The organism is Thermaerobacter sp. PB12/4term, assembly GCF_003403315.2.
Taxonomy (GTDB): domain Bacteria; phylum Bacillota; class Sulfobacillia; order Thermaerobacterales; family Thermaerobacteraceae; genus Thermaerobacter.
The window spans coordinates 733732-750909 of the sequence record NZ_CP048407.1; the positions used below are offsets into that span (position 1 = coordinate 733732).

Genomic DNA, 17178 nt, shown 5'->3' on the forward strand with positions numbered 1-17178 from the left:
ATCTTGGTCGGCCGCGGCCGCCACGCCCGGCCCGAGGCACGAGGTGACGCCGTGAATCGCCCTGAAGGCCTGCCGGGTTCGCAGAACCGGTGGTTCTTCGATCCCATCAACCTGGTGGAAGCGGCGGTGGTCCTGGTGGCCGCCGCCGGTTTTTGGGCCGTGGTGTCAGGGTCAGGGCCCTTGCCGGCCGTAGTGCCACCCGGGGCTGCGGTCCCAGCCGCGGCTGCGACCCCAGTCGGGCCCGCGGCCCCGGCACCGGCCGCCCCGCGTGCCGGTGCCCTCGGTTGGGCGGGACTCGGATGGGGACTCGGGGGCTGGATCGTTTACGCCCTGCTCCGGCGGTGGCGCCCGGCCGCCCCGCGGTCACCCGAAGAGCCGGTGCCGGCACCCGCCTCCTGGCTGCTGCCCGCCGCGACGCTGGTCATGGCGTTGGCGCTGGTCCAGGCCGTGGTGCTGGCCGTGGCGGGGATCCTTTCTCTGCCCCTGTCCTCGCTCCTTCTCCAAGCCCTGTACCCGCTCTATCCCTTGCCCTCGCTCGCCCCAGCGGGGTCCGCCACCGGCATGGCCGCTCCAGGCGACGGGCCGGGGGCGGGTCTTAGCCTGACCTGGGGAATGGCCTGGCCCATCGCCGGGGCAGCCGTCACGGCCCTGTTCCAGATGGTGCGCCGGGATGCCCGGCTGCGGCGCCCTGCCGGCCGGCTGCTGGCGGCCACCGTGTTGCTCCTGGTCGCCACAGCCCTGATGGCCCAGCTTCCCGCCGTAGGATGGGCAGGTTGGCTCGGCCCGCTGAGCCTGCTCGCCCTGCTGGGCTACCAGGTCGTCCTGGCCCGCCTGTCGGCGTATGTCGCCGCACGATGGCGCCTGGAACCCGGCGCCGTCCACCCCCGCGGCGCCCAAGGGCCTCCGCCGCCGGCGATGCGACCGCCCGTGGTCCTCTCGGGTTTCTTCGGCGCCGGCAACGCGGGGGACGAGGCCATCCTGGCCGCCGTCCTGCACCAGCTGCGGCAGCGGGGCTACCAGGACATCACGGTCTTCTCGACCCGGCCGGCGGAGACCGCTCGCACCCACGGCGTCAAGGCCGTGTACCGCGGGTGGCGGCGGGACATCCTGGCCAAGGCCCGGGCCCTCGCCCGGGCGGGCATCTTCATCTCGGGCGGCGGCGGCCTGCTGCAGGATACCTCCCGCACCTTCCTGCTGCGCGGTCCCGTTCCCTACTATTTGATGATCTCCACCTGGGCCCGTGTGGCCGGCTGCTGGGTGCTGTTCCTGGGCCATGGCGTCGGCCCCCTGCGGGGCCGGTGGGCCCGGTTCCTGACCCGCTGGCTGGCCTCCCAGGCCGACGTGATCACCACCCGGGACGAGGGCTCCCTCCAGCTGCTTGACCGGCTCGGGGTACGCCGGCCTGTGCGGGAGCTCCTGGCGGACTTCGTCTTCAGTCTGCCGCGGCCCGCGCCGGCAGAAGCGGGGGAGCCCTCCCCCGCGGGGCCCCATCCGGCGATCCCGGCCCCCGATCCCGGGCGCCGGTGGCTGGCCGTCTCGGTGCGCAGCTGGCCCGGCCAGGACCGGTTCTTCCCCGAGTTGGCGGCCTTCCTGCGCCATGTCCTGGCCACCCGCCCCGACGTCGAGGTGGTGCTGGTCCCCATGGAGGGCGAGCCGGACCACCGGGCGGCGGAAGAACTGGCCGCCCTGATCGGCTCGGTACCCCTGTCCCCGGGCCCTCGCACCCAAGCCTTCCCGGCCCCTCGAGCCCCAGGCTCCCCGCCGCCTGCTCCTCAGACCCCGGGCGTCCCGACTCCGGCTCGTCAGACCCCGGGGGACCCCGTGGCCCGTGTACGCATCCTCCCGGCCGACCTGAGCCCTTCTCAACTAGAGGCAGCGGTGGCCCAGGCCTGGGTGGCCGTCGGCATGCGGCTGCACTTCCTCATCTTCGCCGCCCGGGCTGGGGTGCCCGTCCTCGCCCTGAACTACGACCCGAAGGTGGCCGGTGTGCTGGCCCGCCTGGGGCTGGGCGAATCCGTCTACGACCTTGAAACGGTGACTGCGGAAGGCCTGCAGGCCGGCCTCGACGCCATCGAAGCCCGCTACGACGGCATTCGCCGCAACCTGGAGGAGGCGATGGGCCGGATGGCGGCCCTGGCATCGGCCCACCTGGACTACGCCGACGCCGCCGCCCGCCGCTGGTCCGGGGAGGCCTGAACCTCGCCGGCCCCGTTCTCTAGTGCCCGTTCCGCGGGCATGCTCTCCGGTGCCCGTCCCCCGGCCTCTTGCCCTGCGCCGTTCCCCCGTGCTTCTCCCATTGGGATGCATCCCTTGCCTGGCGGTATTCCCCGCCCTCTGCGACCAAGCCCGCTTGCCGGCCGCCATTTCCCGCCGCGCCCTACGCAATTCCACGACTTGCCGTGGAACGCTCCTTCCATGGAAAAATGAACGAGGGCGATTCGGGGAGAAAGAGGAAGCTGCGGCAGGAAAGCTGCTAACCGAATCCAATTATACCGGTGTCATACGGTTTGAAGCGTCCCAACAGAGTTGTCAAAAATACAGGTTGGTCGTCTTTAGTCGAGTTGGTCAATTCTAACGTAGGCCAGGAGGAGTTGGCGAATCGGCGGAGAAAAGCCCGGATGAAAGGCCAATTCGACACTCTTCGGGCCTCAAAAAATCGCGACCCTATAAGGATTCTTGGATTCCGTCAGAATGAAAGAATTCTTCAATAACCCCACTCAATACAAATTGGACGTTTTGAACATTTTAGTCGTTTATGCAGTTTTGCCGGATGCATCCATGGAAACGGCCCCGGGCCTTGACCTGCGGCCTGGAAACGCGGGCCGGTGATCCCGGGCCGGTGATCCGGGGTTGCGCCCGGGAGACGGCAAAGGGGGTGAAAGGGCCGCCAGCCCATCGGGCGATGGGCGGGGCGGCAGGGCGGATGGACCAGCACCGATCCAGCCGTCCAGCGAGCGGCTGGCCCTGCCGGTACCCAAGGGGGTGCCGGATCCCGGTGCGCGGCCCTGGGAGGGTCGCCCCGCGGCCGAGGAGGCTGGTTCCCCAGAGGAACAGGTCCGAGGCCGCTGAGCCAAGGCGCACCGCCGGATGGAGGGGGGGACGGTGAGTGAGTATCTGACCAGCTCGCAGGCGGCACGCCTCCTCGGCGTTTCACGCAGTACCTTTCTGAACTGGCAGTCATCCGGCAAGCTGGCCGAATACGGGGTTCACCCGATCCAGACGCTGGGTGGCCAGTACAGGTACAAGCGGGACGAGATTGAGGAGCTCCTGCGGATGCTGACCGCCGGCGGCCACCCCGACGGGGCGCCGCGCGGCAACGGTCGCCCGGCTCAACCGGTTCCGGACGAACCGGATCCCGACGAGCCGGACCCCGATGAGGGGGACGCGACCGGTACGCTTTAGCGCCGCGGAACCGGGCGGCAACCCACGCAAGGGGGCCCGTCCGGCGACCAAGGCGCAACACCCGCGGAACCCCCGACCCCACCGGGCCGGGTGCAAGCCGCGGGCGGTGGGTGTAAGCCCCACCTTGAGTCCCCGTCCATTCAGGGACAGAGGAGGAGGTCCGGAGTTGAGTACCGCTTATCTGCAGTACTCGCGCAAGACGGCGGCCATCCTGGTGGTGCTGGCCATGGTGCTGGCACTGTTCCCGATGGCCGCTTTCGCCGCCGACAATCCGTTCTCGGATGTAAGCGGCACGCTGGCTGACGAGATCATCAACGCGTACAACGCGGGTCTCGTCTCGGGCTATGAGGACGGCACCTTCCGTCCCAACAGCAACGTCACCCGCGACCAGTTCGCCAAGATGATCGTCCTGGCGCTGGAGAAGTCGTCGGGCCAGGCGTTGCCGACCGGCTCCGAGCCGTTCAGCGACGTGGTGCCGAGCCAGGCGACCTACCAGTACGTCGTCAAGGCGTACAACGCGAAGTTGATCAACGGCTATCCCGACGGGACCTTCGGCTACAACAAGCCGATCAACCGCCAGGAGGCCGCGGCCATCCTGCAGCGGGCCCTGAAGCTGGCCGACGCCGCCGAGAGCTTCGCCGACGTGCCGGACAACAGCCCCTTCGCCAAGGCCATCGGTGCCGTGGCCGCTGCCGGCATCATGAACGGCTACAACAGCACCACCTTCGGCCCGGGCGACAACATCACCCGTGGCCAGGCGGCGGCGACGGCGTATCGGGCGTATGACTACGCGCAGCCGTTCAAGGTCGCGTCCATCACCCTGGTCAACGCCCGCCAGCTGAAGATTACCTTCACCAAGCCGGTGGATTCGAAGACCGTCATCGCCTCGGACAAGACCTTGGTCGACAATGTCTTTGAGTTCAAGACCCTCGGCGATAAGGCTGTCACCGCCAATTCGGCTACGGCTGAGCTGAGCAGCGATGGCAAGGTTCTGACCGTGACGCCGTCGGGCAGCGAATACTTTGATGGCCGGTACGCCGTAACGATCGCGAATTCGGTGAAGAGCACCAGCGGTGACGCTCTACCGGCTTATTCGGCTGTATTGGACCTGAGTGACAGCATCCGGCCGACTGTGACGGGAATCACCGTGGACATCACTGGCAAGGTGACCGTCACCTTTAGTGAACCGGTCCTCGGTGCTACCAATCAGGATGCCTACACCGTGACTCTGAACGGCGCATCCGTTGCGGACACCAACCACGCCTACGTCGATAATTCTGGAAACACGAAGGCCACGTTCACGATCAGCGGTGCGCAGGCGGGGAAGACCTACACGGTCACCATTAACGGTTATGTCACGGACTACGCCGGCAATCTCATTTCGCCGAATCCCACGGTGCTGACCGTCAGCATGCCGACCGACACTACGAAGCCTTCGATTACCAACGTCGAGGCGTTGGATCTCAATACCATCCGCATCACGTTCTCAGAGCCCATTGATCAGGATGCTACCGATTCGCCTCTCAACGTGAGCATCGACGGTGGCACCGCGGCGGCTCTCGCGTCTGTCACCTGGAATTCGGACGGGACGCAGGCGACTGGTGACCTGGCCACGAATCAGAACCCTGGGGTACACCTGGTTAAGGTGAGCGGCTATAAGGATCTCGCTGGGCTTGCTGGCGATGATTACTCGAAGTTCGTCTCCTTCGCCGCTGATGACGTGGCGCCCACCGTCAAGTCCACAACGGTCAGCGTCATCAACGGCATTCGTTACATCGTCGTGCAATTCAGCGAGCCCATCACCTTGGTTGCCGTGGACCTGCAGGCGTCTTATGTAAAGGACGGCGTACTCTACACGGGCCAGACGATTGGTCAGGCCAAGCTCAGCCAACACGATTCTGACGGTGACAACGTGAGCGACGCAGTAAAGATCGATGCGACGGGCATGGCGTCCCCTGCCGAGTGGACGATTACGATTCCGGCTGGCCTGGTGAAGGACAAGTCGGACAGCCAAAACCCGAACGAAGCAACGGATGTTAAGGTCAGCCTTGGTAGCAGCAGTGACACTGTTGCACCCGAGGTAAACAGTGTAGCTGTGCAGTCGAGCAACAATAGCGTGGTCGAGGTTACCTTTAGCGAGTCGGTTACTAACGACACGGCTCTCAACACCGCAAACTATACGGTGGAAGGACGGGCCGTGTTTACCTCGGCAGTGTTTACGAATCCGGAGAAGACCATCGTGCGGCTCACGCTGGCGGAGGGTGCCATCACTGCGACCGGTCCGGCAGTGCTAGAGATCAAGAATGTCAAGGACACTGCCGGAAACGTCATGAAGCCCTACGCCAAGACGTATACGTTCAAGGAGAACGTACGGCCGAAGTTGGTGTCCGCGGTGCTCGTGAATGTCAACCAGGTGAAGTTGACGTTCAGTGAGGACATCACGGACCTGACTGCCAACGAATTCGAAAACATCAGTGTTGCTGGCGATACGTCCGCGAGCGTGAGCAACGTGCAGATCGATAAGAACGTAGCGACCGTGACATTCAGCAAGTCGGTCAGTAAGTCGGGCGATGTCATCAAGGCGGGCATTAAGGCCGGTTCGTATAAGGATGCCGAAGGCAACTTCAACTCCGCGGAAACCTTCGAAGCCAAGTTGCCTTGACGATGTCCACCGGAAAGCAGGTCGGGGCCCGGGGAAACCCGGGCCCCATTATGTTTCTCTTGCGTTTGGTTCGTTTGGTTGAGTGAACCTGAAGGCCGTATTCTACGACGCGAAATTCTACCACGCGGAAGCAGGCATATCGTCGAGCCAGTTGCTCTGGGTCAGCGGGGCCGGTAGTAGGTCGGTGGGGTGGCTGGGAGCGAACGGCCGGTGAATGTGCGGAACAGCAGGACCTTTTTGTCGAAGGGTGGAAAGAAAGGGGGAGTGGTGCAGTTGGGGCGGAGCTGTTGCGCCGGATCGGTTACGGAGGGTAAAGGATGGGGATTGGGTTTTCGAATGTCAACGCCGACCTGGAAGTGACCCACTTGGCGCCGGTTGGAAACTGACCCACCCCTTCGGGTCACTTACTCCGCAGAGCCGTCCTGTGGCATCACCTCCCTTCGGGGTGGGGTCCCGCCGAACAGTCCCGCCCGCTTCTTCTCCCGAAGCCGGTAGCTCTCGCCCCGGATGTTAATGACGTGGGTGTGGTGAAGCAACCGGTCGAGGATGGCGGTGGCGATCACCGAATCGCCCAACACTTCGCCCCACTCCGCAAAGCCCTTGTTACTGGTCAAGATGATGCTGCCCCGTTCATAACGGGCCGAGATCAGGGCGAACAGGGCGGTCGCCGCAGCCCGGTCGTAGGGCCAGACCCCGAATTCGTCGATGATCAGCACCTTGGGGGCCAAGTAGACTCGCATGCGTCGGTCGAGTCGGTGCTCGGCTTGGGCGCGGCGCAGGTCTTCGAGCAGTTCGTGAGCCCGCACGAAGTACACTCCGTAACCGGCCTCGATCGCCTTGATCCCGAGAGCCACACTCAGGTGGGTTACCATGTCAATAGGCTTGCACTTGGAATCGTTTGAGCTGAATAAGGACAAAAGAAGCATCAGCACCCCCACCGGAGGGCGTGGGCTGGGGATTCCTTTCATTGGGCAACCTAAGCCGTTGTCTTCACCCCCATGTGTCGCCAGAGCTTGACCGGGTCATAGGACTCGCGGCGGCGCATGCATACGTACATCACCGTGACGAGCTTGGACGCCACATGACCGAGGGCCACCTTCGGTACCTTGGGCGTGGGGTTACCCCGCAGAAGGCGCCGGTAATAATGCCGGAACGGGTTGTCCTGGGTTTGCTCCTTGATGAGCTGCATCGCCATCAGGTAGAGTTCTCGGCGCGTACCGCGGTAGCCGCCCCGGCCGAGGCGGGAGCGCGTGCGTGCACCCGACTGCTCGATCTCCACGTACCATCCCCACTGCTTCCGCAAGGCCCGGTCGCTGGGGAAAGCGTCAATCGGGGCCCCCATACCGGCCAGCAACGTGGCAATCCGACGGGCCGACATGGAGGGGAAAGTACGTAGGATCGCGGTCTCGGGGAATTCCTCCACTGCAGCTTCAATCCGGGCTTCCAGGTCCGCCAGGGAGCGCTCCAAGTCGTGGAGCTGCTGGATCAGCCACCCCTGGGCCAACTCCAACACGTCCCGGCCTTCGCGGGCTCCGACGCTGGTCTGGGCCAACCGGCGAAGTTCAGACTCGACTTTGACACCGTGATCCTTGAGAACCCTTGAAACACAAGGCTTTCTTGGGCACACGGGGACTGCGTACCACTACACTACCCGGCGGGGGTCGTGGCGGGACGTGGCATCGGCTGCACCCGCGCCGGCGGCCGCAGACCTACGGCTTTGAAGGCTTCGTAGGCTTGGCCCACCAGCTCGGTCCGGGTGAGGTAGGTCTCGCCGTCGAGTTCCACCGCCACGGCATGGAGCTGGGCGAGGTCGCTCAGCACGTCCTCGTAGCTCGCCTCGGGGTTTTGCTGGCGGAGCTTGCGCAACAACAGGCTCTCCAGCACCAGCGCCAGGAAACAGACCATGACGTGCCCCCGGACCCGCCGCTCCGTCCAGTGGAACATCGGCCGCAAGTCCAGGGCGGACTTGAGGGTGCGGAAGGCGCGCTCGACCCGCCAGAGATCCTTGTAGGCGCGGACCACCGCCTCCGGTTCCAGGTCGGTGTTGGTGCGCAGCAGGTACTTCCCATCGTAGCGGGTGGCTCGCTTGACGGCGTCGGTGTTCACCACCAACGCGCCCCCTGGGGCAGGGCCTTGAGGTAACGGGCCACGAGGCGGTTCCGCAGGAGATCCTTGGCTTGGCCGCGCTCGATCCGCTGCTTCAGGTGCGCGAGCACCGCCTCCCGGGCCTGGCGGTCGTGCTCGGCCTGCAGGGGTTGTGGCAGAGGATGTAGCGCTGGCCTTGGTGGGTCACCTGCTTGATCTGGAGTTGTTTGTTCACCTTGCGATACCGTCCCGGCTGGCTCAAGACCGCCTCGGCCGCCCGGTGCCGACGCAGGGGCATGCCGACGATGTACTCCATCCCGGCCTCCTCGATGGCCCGCAGGATCGGACGGCTGACCATGCCCCGGTCGGCCACGAAGATCACCCGGCGCAGGTGAAAGCGCCGCTTGAGGGCATCCAGCACGGTCGCCACGGTCGCCTTGTCGGCGGTATCGCCCGGGAAGACCTCGTGGGCGATGGGGTAGCCGTCCCGGGTCATGAGCACGCCCACCACCAGCTGGGGCCGGTCCGGGCGTTTGTCGCGGGAATAGCCGTAGGCAGCCAACCCCTCCGGCCCTCGGCCTTCGAAGTAGCTGGATGTACAGTCCCACATCACCACGTCGACCTCGGTCCAGAACAGGTCGCGAGCCCGGGCGAAGAGGCGATCCTCGATCGCCTCCTTGTGCTCGGCCAACACATCCAGGGCCCGGTAGTAGTGGTGCAGTTCCAACTGCTCTGCCTGGGGCCGGTAGACGCCCTGCAGCCACTGGCGCACCAGGCCGCGCTTGGAGCAGGGGTCGGTGAGGCGGTTGAGCACCATGGTGAAGACGGCCTCGGCGACATCGAAGGCAAGCTGGCGGTCTTCGAGCAGGGCGGCGAAGGCCTTGTCCAGCTCTGCCTCCTGCCAGAGGCGCTCGAAGATCAGGGCCGGTCCCCACTGCTTGGACCAGCGGACGTTCAGACGTTCGGCCTGTTCTTCGAGCCGACGCCAGGTGCTCTGGGAGAAGCGGGCCAGGTTCTCGATGAGGGCATCGAGGCGGCCGTCCTGAAGATCCTCCAGCCGGCCCAGGGTGGCGACCACCCGCTGGCGGACGCGGCCGCCCTGGCGCACGCTCTCGACGAGCTGGAGGTAGGTGCGGGTGGAGCCGTCTTTGTTCTTGAAGGTCTTCTGGCGGATGAACATGGCACAACCATCATAGCATGTTCGTGCTTACCATACAAGTGTTTCCCGAATACACGTGGCACTACACTTTTGACCCAAAAGAACCGCCGCCCCATGGAAACCCCTTGATTCATGCGGGTTCCTGGGGCGGCGTGGCACCAAGCAGGGCCGTCAACGGTCAAACCCGAGTCAGACACGGCGGCTTGATGGCGCAAGCTGCGGGCCTCATGGACCAGGACGTGGCGTAGATCCTGCTCGGATGCAGCGGCGAGGGCTTGCACCGTCGAGAAACGGCGGAGGAGATGGAGCGGCGTCGGGCGTGTGGTTCCCTTACGGAAGATCTGCCGCATCTCGGGAAACAAGACGTCCAGCACCTGCATCAGTTGGTTCGATGCCCGCCGGTGCGCTTGCACCTGCTTCCAACGCAGCTCTGGAGTTGACCCGGTTTCGTGGACGGGTTGAGGCTTATGCCACAATCCCTTCCTGGGGCTGAACCTTTCGCTCCTGCTTCCAACGCTCCTCGTATTCGTCGGGCGAGAGGTAGCCAAGTGCCGATTGACGGCGCCGCCGGTTGTAGAACCCTTCGACGTACTCGAAGATCGCCATGCGCAGCTGATGCCGGCTCGCCCAGGTTTGCCGGTCGAGGAGTTCTGTCTGCAGCGTCGCGTAGAAACTCTCGGCCACGGCGTTGTCCAGTGCATCGCCCACGGAACCCATCGATCCGGCGATGCCGAGGGCCTCCAAGCGACGGGTGAACGCCAACGAGGTGTACTGTGCCCCGTGGTCGGAGTGGTGGATCAGGCCGGGCCCCGGCCGGCGACGCCGCACCGCCATGGTGACGGCGTCGACCACGAGATCCGCCACGGGCCGGTCGCCCATGGCCCAGCCCACCACGGCGCGGGAGAAGCCGTCCACCACCGTGGCCAGGTACAGCCAGCCCTTTTCAGTGCGGTGCTGTGTGAGGTCCGCCACCCACACCCGGTTGGGCGCATCGGGCACAAACTGGCGATGCAGCCGATCGGGGTAGACCGGGCGGCGGGGGTCCCGGCGTGTGATCCCCCGGGTCCGGCGCCGGTACACGCCGGCCAGCCCCATGGCCCGCATCAGCCGGGCGATGCGCTTCCGACCACAGCGGACCCCATGCGCCAACCGCAGCTCCGCATGGATGCGGGGCGCGCCATACGTACCCCGGCTGCCGGCATGGATGAGCCGGATCCGCTGGCTCAAGGCCGCGTCCTCCCGGGATCGCCTGGAGGCGCCACGTTGCCGCCATGCGTAATAGCCACTCGTCGAGACGCCCAGGACACGGCACAGGGTGGCCACCGGATGGTGGACCTTCTCCTGCTCGATGAACCGAAACACGGTCACCGGTTCCGCCGGCTCTCCTGGGCAAAAAAGGCCGCGGCTTTTTTTAAAATCTCACGCTCCTCCCGCAGGATCCGGTTCTCCCGCCGCAGCCGGTTGAGTTCCTCCCGTTCGGCGGTCGTCAACCCGGGGCGCTGCCCCGCGTCGATCTCGGCTTGGCGAACCCACTTCCGCAGGCTGGCTTCCGAGACGCCGAGGTCGGCGGCAATCTGCTGGAGCTTCTTCCCGCTCTCCCGGACGAGACGGACGGCTTCGGCCCGGAACTCCGGAGGGTACGGCGGCTTCGTGGCCGGCATGGGGATCACCCTTTCCGGGGCTTATGCCCCAACTATCGGGGTGTCCACGAAACCGGGGCAAGTCCAGCTTCCACCAGGAGGCGAAGGTTTCGATAGGGTGCACTCCCCGTGTGGGCCACCTGGAACGCGTACTCCTGGCCGATCGCCTCGCGGAGATAGAGCAACCGGGCAATGAGCCGTGCGTCTTCCGCATCGGTCTTCGATCGGCGACCGTACAGCGTTTCCCGCAAGTCATGCACGGCCTGGTTCTTGACCCAGAGGACTTCGAACCCGTGGTACTTGAGGGCCTGGAAGATGGGCTGTGAGTAGTAGCCGCCGGTCGGTTCCAGTGCGCACATGGTGTTGGCGGGCGTGGCGCCCGCTGCGTGGAGGGCATCGAAGAACTCACGGAAACCGTCGGTGTCCGCCGTAAAGGCGAGCACCGGGGCGTGCTCCCACCCGTGCATGGCTCGCCCGATGGGCAAGATCGCAGCCCGGTGACTCCGCCGCCCGACATCGATGCCTACATAGGTACGAGGAACATTGTCCATCCTCGCCCTCCCGGTCAGGACCCGAGGAGACCGCCCCGGGCCGCGCCCAGGTCACCGATGAGGGCTCACGGCCGCGGCCGGTCCCATTGGTCGTTTGTGTGGGGCTTCCTGCCCGAGACGGTCGCCTCGGCTCCCGACCCCGTCGGCGCCACATCACCATCAAGGCTCTCGGCCCACCGGTCTGTTGGCCGTTCGACCCGCTGCTCGAACGGCCTAGCCCACATCTTGCCAAGGGTTTCCTAATCCCCAAACACACTTCAGAGCTTGAGACCGTTCGTGCAGCAGGGCCGGGAGCGGGGCCGTGCGGGCCCGTCCCCGCCTTCATCATAAGTGACAGACCATCTTGCCCACGCCTGGTGGTCCGAGGAAGATCACATTGGCGGCGTCGGCGACGAAGGCGAGGGTAGCCAGCTCGCGAATCTGGCGCTCGTCGACGGACGGCTGGAACCCGAAGTCGAACTGCTCCAGGGTGCGGTGAAAGGGCAAATGCGCCAGTCGTGTCCGTGTCCGCAGGTAGCGCTCCCGGCGCGCCGCCGCCTCGAGGCCCAGCAGGTCCACGAGGAAGTCGGGGTAGGGGAGCTGCTTCTGGGCGGCGGCCTCCAGGCGGCTTTCGAGAACCGCCGCCGCGTGGCTCAAGCCCAGCTGCTCCAGGTACTGCCGGGCCTTCTCCAGGGCGATCATCGCCGACTCACCGCCTCGGCCAGAGCCTCGTAGGTGCTCAAAGACCGTCGCTCGACTTCCACCGTGGGCCATTGCACCGCCCGGGGCTCCGGCCGCGGACGGCCACTCTTCGCGGACAACCCCGCCCACTGCTGCGGGTGCGTGAAGCGCTGGCCCGGCCGGAGGGCCCGGGGATGCACCGCCACCCGCTGGTCATCGACCCAGAGCTCGACCACGCCCTCGCCCGGCTGGACCTGGACGAGCTGGCCGGGCCGCCAGGGCCACGGCAGGCCGTACCACGCCCGTTCCCACTGCACGTAACCGTCCCGGCCCACCTGCCGCTGCTCGCGCAGCCACGGCCTAAGCCGCTCCTGCGGGGGCAACGGCCGCAAGGCCCCTCGTTCGATCGCCAACCGGTCCACGGGCCGCTCATGGGTGGTGCCGTGGATGCGGACGTTGGCCACGGTATCACACCACGCCAGGGCCTGCCGGTTCAGGTCATCCAGATCCGTGAACCGAACCGCGGGCCAGAAGTTGCCCTTGACGTACTTGATGCCGCTTTCCACCCGGCCCTTGGTCTGGGGGCGGTAGCCCTGGCAGAGCCGGATGGCAAAACCCAGCCGCAGGGCAAAGTCCAGAAAGCGTTCATTCCACTGCGGCTCGCCGTGCTCGTCTTGGCCCAACACCACCAGCTTGGTCCGGTCATACAGGCACGTCTCCGGAACCCCACCAAAGTACCGGAAGGCATTCAAGTGGCACCGGATGAAGTACGCGGTGTCGGCCCGATCCGTGAACTCGGCGTACACGGCCCGGGACCAGCTAAGGACCATCGCGAAGACCCACTTGCGCCGGACGGACCCGTCCGGGAGCGTGTAGGCACAACTGCCCCAGTCCCCTTGCTCCTGCTGGCCCGGCGACGTTTCGAACCGGACCGTCCCCGGTGCGGACCGGCCGCAACGGAGGGGGCGGACGAACTCCTTGAGGAGGGTGTAGCTGCCCGTATACCCCTGCGCCTTCAACTCCCGCAGGAGGACGACGCAGTTTTTCACTCCCTCCGTGACCCGTTGCCGGATAAACTCCTGGTAGGGGTCAAGTTTTGACCCGCGGGGCGCCCGCGGCGTCGGCCGGGGAACCTCGGGCGAGCGAAGGTAACGCCGCACGGTGTTCCGGGAGACCCCGAGGGTTCGGGCAATCTCCCGGATGGACCGCCCCTCGCCATGAAGCTCGTACAGTCGCTTCACTTTCCCACCTCCCAGCATGCTGTCGACGACACCTCCCGCTCCGTGGCTGGATTCGGAAGGTGTCTTTGCTGGGGGGTGGGTCACTTCTTACCTGGCGATCCCGGGTCAATTTATCACTGGCGCTGACACTGCCAAGGGTGTCCGCTGCTATCTTCGTGTCTGCCGCCTCAATCCAAACGGCGCTTCGTTCAACTTTCTGTCTACGAACGGGAACTCCAGGAAGCTGAGAGGCGGTTGCGAACGGCACGTTATCGTCGGTTGGCGCGAAGGCGCCGCACCGTCGTCGAGGGAGTATTTACCCGGCTTGACCGATTACGGTACCACCGAGCGAGGCGCTTTGGATTGGACGACGTACAGTGCGAAGGTTACTTGGCAGCCTTCGCACACAACCTGCTGAAGATCCTGCGATACTGGCGGGGCCCCCATGACCGGAGCCCAGACCCACCGAGTGGAAAGAACGACAATGCACGGGCGGGTTCCCGGTAGGATGTAAACGCGCGCAGCAGCCCCTATTTCAACAGTCCCTTTGCACCGGCGGTGACACGTCTGTCGGCAGCCTGTATTTGCACCGTGTTGGAGGACCTTATTGTATTACCGGTTGAGCCTCGCGTCAATGCAGCGCATTTCTAACCATTTATTAATCAAAGGCCGAATGAATGGGAACTCGAATATTATATAGAACCACGCCAACAGTGAGGCGTAATATAAAACATTAACGATTAGGGCGAGGATTTCGTTGCTGACGATATCTATGGGGCTGAACAGATAAGATTTTCGCAATAAATCGACGATAGCGCTTGAAAAAAGGGTGAGAAGTGCGCCAACGATAGTTGTTGCAAAAGAAAGTATGCCAAATTTAAATGCAAGCACGTTTTTTCTGACAAGAAGCACGTTCTCTGTATGAACTGAAATACGATAATATATAGTTTGCACCCTTTTATTGGCACTTTCAAACAGCCACCCGAATTCAAATAGCGCTAAACTTATGGCGCCTAACGTTAAAAACAGGGTCAAGAACAAGCGGATAGCCGAAAATGTATAAAATGGTAAGGACACTATCAAAACCAATGTTGCCGCTAGGGACACGCCTAGGCCTGTCAAGAGACCATTAATAAAGGCATACGTATTACTAACGTATTCGTCGTGAAACAGTTTGCGAAGAAACGCAGGGAAATTGTGCGTTCTTCTTGTGAACGCTGGGACGACGTAACGCCAATAAGAATAAATGGGCGTGTGGACTCGCCGCATGATGGTTAAAAGCAACCGTTCCACTGGCCCATCCTCCTTGTTCCGAAGAGTGAATTGCCAATCAATAATAATCGATACAATCCGTGCCGCCGTTGAGCCTATTTTGGGAAACTAACTTCACCGCATGGGGCTAAAAGGTACGGTCACGTCCCGTCAAGTGATGGAATTTCACTCTTCTTCGGGTTGGTTGGTGTCAGGAACCCTTCACCACCTCCTCCAGGTTGTCCCTACCCGTATACGGGTCCGGCCTTGGGGCTGTTTAAAGTTTCGGTAGGTGCTGGTGGGGGAAAAGCGAAGGAGAGACCTCACCAGGTTGTCCCAACCGGGACAGCCGATCACCCCGACCAAGAGTGGAGGTGAGGTCTCTCCATGGATGGGGTGATTCGTCAGCTCGGGGCGATTACCCTGCAGTTGGCGCAGGCTGTGGAGAAGGCATTGCGGGACGTGCCCGATTTCCGGGCGCTCGAGATGGCCCTATTGCAGGCCACGCAGGAAGCCGCACGGCAGGTGCTGGTGACAGCGCTGGAAGCGGTGGACCGGCAGTTGATGGAACAGCGTGACCGGCGGTGACTGCGGTGTGTGCATGCCAAGCCGCGGAGGCTGCTGACGTGGGTCGGGGAGATCCGGTGGACGCGGCGGTATTCCAAGGACCGGCAGGGCGGCGGCGGGCGGTACTTGCTGGACGAGGTGATGGGGCTGGCGCCGCGGCAGCGTGAGGTGCAGGAATTCGGGATTCAGCTATGCACGCAGGTGCCCTATCCCGCTGCCACGGAGTGGTTGGAGCGAGTGAGCTGCGGGGCCGTCCGCCTCAGTGCCATGGCCCTGTGGGAGGATGCGCAGGCGGCGGGCGCCCGGGCGGACGACGACGCCAAGGTCCAGCGGGAGGTGGTGTTTGAGCGGGGTGTCCTTCCGCGCGGGCGCCGGATCGCGACCGCGGTGGATCTGGAATTTGGCGAGGTGCTGGTCCGTAGCCGGCGGCGCGGGCCGGACGGGAGGAGGAACGGATCGCCCTGATGCATGCGTTGGCCTACGAGGGGAAGACCGAAGACGCGCGGGGGCGAACGGTGCTCAAGAACCGGCGGGTGCACGTGGCGGTGGGTGAAGGGACGGCGTCGGTGGAAGAGGCCCTGGCCGCCTTTGCGGCGGAATGGGACTGGAGCCGGGTGGAACGGTGCACGGTGGGTGGGGATGGAGCGCCATGGATCCGCAAGGTGCTGGAGTACCTGCCCCAGGCCACCTATCGCCTCGACCCATTCCACCCCAAACAGGCCATGCGCCGGGCCTTGCGGCATGACCCGGAAGCCCATCGGCAGCTGACGGCGGCTGTCGAGGCGGGCAAGCCCTGGGCGGACGTGGCGGCGATCCTGAATGCCGCCCGCCGGCGTGCGGAGGGCGAGCATCGGGAACGGGTGAACGAACTGAAGCGGTACCTCAAGAACCAGTGGAACGGGATTGTGACGCACCCCGATGGACGCCGGCTTGGCACGATCGAAGGTCACAATTACCACGTGGTGGCCCGGCGGATGAAACGGCGGGGTGCGTCGTGGAACGAAGACGGTGCCCGGCACCTGGGCCGCCTGCTGGCGGCGCGAGCGAATGGTGAACTGGACCGGTACGCACGCCCGGCCTGGCGACGCCGCGAAATTTCGTCCGGGACATCCATCTCACAAGGACGGTTGTTCGGGACCCGTCTCACAACCCAGCAGATTGAGGATGCGGCCCAGTGGCTTCGGGCGCGGATCCCGGCGCTGCACGGTCCCTACGCCGACCGCGAATGGGTCCGGGCGCTCCGCCATCTGGCAGACCTATCCGTGGCATGACAAGACCGTGAGCCGGGGCGGCGCCTACCGAAGCTTCATGCAGTCGCGAAGCGGCCCATCGTTAACGGGTGAGGCCGATCAGGCTAACCTCACACCACCGATGGTGCCAGACGGCCGACCATGACGGGCTGCGGGTGCCGGTGGACGACCTCGCGTCGTTCACCGGCACCTCCTCTTGGCATTGGATATGGCAACCGACCAAGCTTATTGTCGAATTTGGAGATGGCCACCGTCAGCATGGCGGTGTGGCGTCACCGGCGGGGGCCCGGCCTGATGCACCGCCCCGAGACATGGAGCGCACTACACCTCGGTGGCCTTCGCCAGCTGCTCGGAGGTCTGCCATCGCCGGAAACTCCGTGACACCGTGATTTCCCTCTTACGGAGGGTCTCGGATCGTCCTGGGATGCAGGCGGAGATGGCAGCGCACTTGCCTGTCCGAGCATGTCCCAGGACGCTCCGGGAGCCTCCGTATGTTCGTAATGCGGCAGGACCTTTTTGTCGAAGGGTGGAAAGAAAGGGGGAACGGTGCAAGGCAGGCGCCCATGGTGCGCCGGAACGGGTCACGGAGGGTAAAGGATGACCGTTGTGTCGAGAAGGCAGCGCGGCCCGGTGGGCAGTCGCTGGCAACGTCCTGTGGGCAAAAGGCTAGCCTGGCTTGCGTCTGCGGTCTCGGTCTTCCTTATGCTCAGTGTCGGTCCTCTTGCCGCGGC

15 protein-coding genes and 1 pseudogene are annotated in these 17178 nt (G+C 64.6%); 7 read left to right on the forward strand and 9 right to left on the reverse strand.

All coding sequences use genetic code 11. The features are described 5' to 3' along the window. Nucleotides 1–51: 51 nt before the first annotated feature. The 3 genes from DYI95_RS02985 (at nt 52) to DYI95_RS02995 (ending at nt 6064) form a co-directional block, all read left to right on the forward strand. The gene (locus DYI95_RS02985) at nt 52–2196 is read left to right on the forward strand and encodes a polysaccharide pyruvyl transferase family protein (protein ID WP_116900882.1); all 2145 of its coding nucleotides are present in this window, start codon (nt 52–54) and stop codon (nt 2194–2196) included. A gap of 906 nt (nt 2197–3102) precedes the next feature. Beyond that, nucleotides 3103–3402 (forward strand): helix-turn-helix domain-containing protein, encoded by a 300-nt coding sequence (locus DYI95_RS02990; protein ID WP_116900881.1) that lies wholly within the window; start codon nt 3103–3105, stop codon nt 3400–3402. 166 nt (nt 3403–3568) lie between these two features. Continuing rightward, a complete protein-coding gene (locus tag DYI95_RS02995) occupies nt 3569–6064 on the forward strand; it encodes an S-layer homology domain-containing protein (RefSeq protein WP_158556065.1) in 2496 nt (831 codons plus the stop codon). A gap of 404 nt (nt 6065–6468) precedes the next feature. Here DYI95_RS02995 and DYI95_RS03000 read toward each other — a convergent pair whose 3' ends face one another. The 8 genes from DYI95_RS03000 to istA all read right to left on the reverse strand — a co-directional run bounded on the left by DYI95_RS03000 (nt 6469) and on the right by istA (nt 13400). Then, nucleotides 6469–6936 carry an ATP-binding protein gene (locus DYI95_RS03000; protein ID WP_305849869.1) on the reverse strand — a complete coding sequence of 156 codons (468 nt, stop codon included), beginning with the start codon at nt 6934–6936 and terminating at the stop codon, nt 6469–6471. Between the two features lie 104 nt (nt 6937–7040). Beyond that, nucleotides 7041–7406, reverse strand: a complete 366-nt coding sequence (locus DYI95_RS12235; protein ID WP_243149832.1) for a hypothetical protein — start codon at nt 7404–7406, stop codon at nt 7041–7043. A gap of 305 nt (nt 7407–7711) precedes the next feature. Continuing rightward, the gene (locus tag DYI95_RS12240) at nt 7712–8173 is read right to left on the reverse strand and encodes an IS1634 family transposase (RefSeq protein WP_243149833.1); all 462 of its coding nucleotides are present in this window, start codon (nt 8171–8173) and stop codon (nt 7712–7714) included. Between the two features lie 91 nt (nt 8174–8264). Further along, nucleotides 8265–9329, reverse strand: coding sequence for an IS1634 family transposase (locus DYI95_RS03010; RefSeq protein WP_243149771.1), 1065 nt, complete (start codon nt 9327–9329; stop codon nt 8265–8267). Between the two features lie 444 nt (nt 9330–9773). Further along, nucleotides 9774–10969 (reverse strand): IS3 family transposase gene (locus DYI95_RS03015; RefSeq protein ID WP_164581340.1). Its coding sequence is split into 2 segments (ribosomal slippage): nt 9774–10678 and nt 10678–10969, totalling 1197 coding nucleotides; the frame shifts between segments, so codons are not numbered across the junction. Nucleotides 10970–11001: 32 nt separating this feature from the next. Further along, nucleotides 11002–11499 carry an IS110 family transposase gene (locus DYI95_RS03020; RefSeq protein WP_243149834.1) on the reverse strand — a complete coding sequence of 166 codons (498 nt, stop codon included), beginning with the start codon at nt 11497–11499 and terminating at the stop codon, nt 11002–11004. A 324-nt stretch (nt 11500–11823) separates the two neighbouring features. Then, nucleotides 11824–12180, reverse strand: coding sequence for an ATP-binding protein (locus DYI95_RS03025; protein WP_305849870.1), 357 nt, complete (start codon nt 12178–12180; stop codon nt 11824–11826). Continuing rightward, entirely contained in the window at nt 12177–13400 is a 1224-nt protein-coding gene (istA, locus tag DYI95_RS03030; RefSeq protein ID WP_164581341.1) for an IS21 family transposase, read from the reverse strand. Before istA ends, DYI95_RS03025 begins: the two co-directional genes overlap by 4 nt. A gap of 138 nt (nt 13401–13538) precedes the next feature. Between istA and DYI95_RS13180 the strand changes: the two are divergent. Next, nucleotides 13539–13886, forward strand: a pseudogene (locus tag DYI95_RS13180) (transposase); the annotation flags it as partial. A 105-nt stretch (nt 13887–13991) separates the two neighbouring features. On the opposite strand, the gene DYI95_RS03040 reads toward DYI95_RS13180, so the two are convergent. Further along, the gene (locus DYI95_RS03040; RefSeq protein ID WP_147308123.1) at nt 13992–14672 is read right to left on the reverse strand and encodes a hypothetical protein; all 681 of its coding nucleotides are present in this window, start codon (nt 14670–14672) and stop codon (nt 13992–13994) included. Nucleotides 14673–15017: 345 nt separating this feature from the next. Here DYI95_RS03040 and DYI95_RS03045 point away from each other — a divergent pair, with 345 nt between their 5' ends. From DYI95_RS03045 to DYI95_RS03055, 3 genes are read left to right on the forward strand one after another with little or no spacing between them, the layout of a single operon-like run. Beyond that, on the forward strand, nt 15018–15218 hold the full coding sequence (locus DYI95_RS03045; protein WP_116900872.1) for a hypothetical protein: 201 nt from the start codon (nt 15018–15020) through the stop codon (nt 15216–15218). Nucleotides 15219–15227: 9 nt separating this feature from the next. Continuing rightward, complete coding sequence (locus DYI95_RS12810) at nt 15228–15662, forward strand: UPF0236 family transposase-like protein (protein WP_158556061.1); 435 nt, start codon at nt 15228–15230, stop codon at nt 15660–15662. Beyond that, nucleotides 15662–16468: a UPF0236 family transposase-like protein gene (locus DYI95_RS03055; RefSeq protein WP_116900870.1), complete on the forward strand. Its 807-nt coding sequence runs from the start codon at nt 15662–15664 to the stop codon at nt 16466–16468. The genes DYI95_RS12810 and DYI95_RS03055 overlap by 1 nt, the downstream gene beginning before the upstream one ends. Nucleotides 16469–17178 lie beyond the last annotated feature (710 nt).